Source organism: Candidatus Cloacimonadaceae bacterium (genome assembly GCA_030693415.1).
Lineage (GTDB): Bacteria > Cloacimonadota > Cloacimonadia > Cloacimonadales > Cloacimonadaceae > JAUYAR01.
The window spans coordinates 1-3823 of sequence record JAUYAR010000097.1; the positions used below are offsets into that span (position 1 = coordinate 1).

At 48.3% G+C, this 3823-nt stretch carries 3 protein-coding genes; 2 read left to right on the forward strand and 1 reads right to left on the reverse strand.

All coding sequences use genetic code 11. The features are described from left to right. Positions 1–494: 494 nt before the first annotated feature. Both Q8M98_05960 and Q8M98_05965 read left to right on the forward strand, forming a co-directional pair. Entirely contained in the window at positions 495–2054 is a 1560-nt protein-coding gene (locus Q8M98_05960; protein ID MDP3114308.1) for a hypothetical protein, read from the forward strand. A 57-nt stretch (positions 2055–2111) separates the two neighbouring features. Next, positions 2112–3401 carry a hypothetical protein gene (locus tag Q8M98_05965; GenBank protein MDP3114309.1) on the forward strand — a complete coding sequence of 430 codons (1290 nt, stop codon included), beginning with the start codon at positions 2112–2114 and terminating at the stop codon, positions 3399–3401. A 24-nt stretch (positions 3402–3425) separates the two neighbouring features. On the opposite strand, the gene Q8M98_05970 is transcribed toward Q8M98_05965, so the two are convergent. Next, a partial coding sequence (locus Q8M98_05970; GenBank protein ID MDP3114310.1) for an SAVED domain-containing protein occupies positions 3426–3823 on the reverse strand: 398 nt, incomplete at its 5' end.

Consider the following 3823-nt stretch of genomic DNA (forward strand, 5'->3'; position numbering starts at 1 on the left):
ATGCATGAGCAATCGCTGATTGCCAATCTGAACATCTCCCAAATCTGTCAAGAAAATGTAAAATGGAAGCACTTAGACCACTTATTCTCCAAGTGCTCTGGTAAAGCAGCGTAGAATGGTGATGGTTTTTGAACAGTCTCCTCTCGGCGGAAGGAAAGCCCATGAATATTCTTCTTGACAAATATATCAAAGGATAATAGCGTGCCGTCATGGAAACGTGTGTTGACCATACTCATCATATTGTCAAGGGTTTATGCGAACAAATCCTTGATTCCGGGATATCGAATGATACCCCTAAGGGGGGATAGACGTGATTTTAGCACCCATTGCCCCGATTCCTGATCTGATGATCTTCACGCTCAAATCCTTGCCACAGTTTCTTCCATTATCACCATTCAGACGCATGAGAATCCAAACCAATCTGAGTATCCATCTGATCCATAATGGTATAAAGCTTGATAAATACACCCAATAGAACACTTAGGAGGTTCAAAATGAAACTAAGGAAAACGGCTATATTGATCATGCCGCTATTGATTCTGGGCATGATGATCGTTTCCTGTGCCAAAAAAATCACGGAGCCGAACGATCTGTCGGCTGCTAATGTCTATGCAAGAGAAGGGATGGCAATGCTAAATCAGGTTATCCTCGATATGGAAGACAGCGAAAATCAAGAGTTTAACAGCCCTGAGGATGTGTTGCTTCAAGCCACCTTCAATCAGATCGAAGCCAAGTTTCTAAGAGCGCTCGAGCTCGATGCGGATAATCCCATGGGAAACCTGGGCATGTCCATTCTGGAAATCATCCGGATCAATTACGACGCGGAGCTTTGGGCAATGATCGAGGATGGCGGAAACCTCAAAAAAGGCTCGAAACGGATTATCAACAACCAGTTCCAATTTCTTGCCGATGCTCCCCTGATCGCTCTGAAACAGATGAACCCGGACAAATCCTCCGCCATGTCCATCATGCGCCTGCAAAACTATATCAAGACCGCGATCATACCCCGGCTGAACAATTCCATCCGGTATCTGGGAGACGCAGTGGCTTTGGCGGATTCCAACATGATCATGATCGACACCGGCGAGGAACTCGTGGAAGTGGATTGTGGAGAAATCTTCGCGTTCCGTGCTACGGTGCATGCCGTCAATGCGGCGTTTAACCTGATGGTGGCATATAACTGGGATATGGTGGATACGGGCAACGGTTATGACTGGATTTCGCAGATTGCCAATATTGACGTCCCCGCTGTTCCTGGGGATGAAGCCTATGCCTATCATGTCGAAAGCACCATGCAAGGCAACACGCTGTATATCGACTATTGGGATGGAGATTATTCTTTTAATGCCGAAAACGCGTTGGGAGCCGAGATCCAGGCAAAAATCCTGAAACATAACCTGGACAATAACGCCAGCTTTGGCGTGATCGCCAATCAGACCTATCTAAACGGCGCCCGCAACGGCATCATCAACGCCGCCAGAGATATCCGTCTCTGCACCGGCTATATCCTCAGCGAAACCGACACCCAAAACAACGACGTGATCAAGATCGAACATATCATTTCGCTCAACGAAGACATTGCTGATGATGATGAAGGACCCAATTTTGCCCAAGACTGGGATTCTGTCGATGACATTGCCACATGGTTGGAAACGATCGTGAGCGGACCTTATGACATGTTTGAAAACAACACTCAGTTCACGATCAATCTGGGCGCGTTCTTCAACGGATCGATCACCGATGTTCGGGATGTGATCCCCTATTTTCACTGGAACAATCCCAGCGTTTCATGGGTGGAAAACTATATCAGTAATGAACACAATTGGAACGTAGGCGGTAGCCACTACTTTAATTATCAGGGAGTATGGACCACGATCACCGGTGTAGTTTACGTGGTGAACCGCTATCATAGGCTGGAGGTGAACCCGGGCTACCCCACCGATCCTCAGGGCAATGCAATCGATTCAAATGATGTGCCATATTTCCCGGATTATACTTTCAAAGGAGTGTTGCCTGGAATGAACCGCGCCAAGTTCATCCAGCTTTTCGGATAGGAGATGCGGGCAGCGCTATTGTTGTTGGGGGTATATTTTGCGATATACCCCCTTTGTTTGAGCGCTCAGACAGATACTTCATCCGATGTCGAGCCGGATGCTTGCCCACAGCGGCAGATATATTCCTCACTGGAATTGATCGACTATTATCAGATCAAAACCAGGCGTGATCCACAGGGTTTCTTATACAGCTATTCATTCAAAGCCGGTTGGGATCAAAGACATGGTTTTGGGAGGCTCGCATTTGAGTATCGGCAGCAAAATCTGATCGGCGAAATCTCCAATCTCCACAATGAAGATGACCGCATTGATTTCGATATGCCGGACAGCGGACTCCGCATCGATTGCAAAATCCGGAAAAACAATATAACCTACAACCCCCTTCTGATCTTGGGAAATGACTTTGGCGGAGGATTTGCTTGCGAGTTGGAATCTTCGGGAGCATCCTGGCAGGGGGCGCTTTCAGCCAAAAACCATCACGCCTACCTGAACTATAAGGTGCTAAGCCACTCAGGGGAGATTCCCTTCCACTGGGTGTTGGCAAAAGCTGCGGCAGGATACCGGAGAAACACCCTTGTAGCATCACTGTGGGCGGAAAAGACCCTACCCTATGCATCCGATTCGCTATATAGCAACCGGGTTTTTATCAGCCGGATCGGACTGACAGGAGAGTATGGCTGGAATCAATCCTGGATCGCATCCGCCAGCACTGCCTTTACCAATGCCGGCGCAGAGCTCAGATATCGCGGGGAACAATATGGCAAGCTGGATATTTTGCGCTGCCTTGAGTTCTATTCCAAAGTGGAAAAGCGCACAGAGCGTCTGCACTATGGATTTGGCGTGGATGCCTGGCTCAGCGGCATCGGAGATGACTCATATTTCGATATCTGGCCCTTTACCGCTTGGGATATTTTCCTTGCCCATCGCACCCGGATCAAGAGTTTCACGATCCAAGCCGCCTCTCCCCATCTGGGAGCGCTCTATTCTTCAAAACGCGAAACGGAAAACGGATTCGGTTTCTCGGCAGGGCTTTCCTACCATCATCTGTTTCACAGCGAAGACATCCTGATCCGAAACCGCATCGTGGTGATGTATCCCTTCTTCTTTACCTACGAAAACTACCGATATGATTTTCACGATGATGTGAACGGCTATTTCAAGCTGCCGCTGCGCCTGGGATACCGGTTTTCCAAAACAAAGATAAGCCTTGAGGCGCAACAGCTTGCCCCAATAAAATGGAGCAATATCTTCAAAACCGATATCATTGATCCGGTGCCCGATCCCGATTCCGGACGCAGACAATGGGGTGGATCTTCAATAAAGCTGAGTTTCAGCGCCGGATGGTAGCGTGATGTCCTTTTTTCTGGATATTTAGAATACCTCTTCCATCCGATACATTTCTTTGTACATCCCGGCTCCGTTTTCGGTCTGATAGTGATAAACTCTCATGGGTAGAAAGTGTCCAAAAGCGATGCCCAGAGCCATGCAGATCGAGGTCGGAGCGGATTGAAAGAGGTGGATTTTCCGCCAAGTTTGTTCGTTCTTTAGATAATTGAACAGCGAATTGATCTCCTGAACCACCGGCAGCCAGTCTTTACCCGGGATGAAACCCTGATCTTGTTTGAGGGATAGCAGAGACCCGCCTGCGGGTTCTTTTTCCGGTCGGTTCAAGCTCCGCTTTGAAAAATAGCGAATGAAACGAATGATGACCAACAGCAGGATCAGCCCGATCAGAATCAGCAGCAGCGGATCGCGATGCGTGAGCAAAA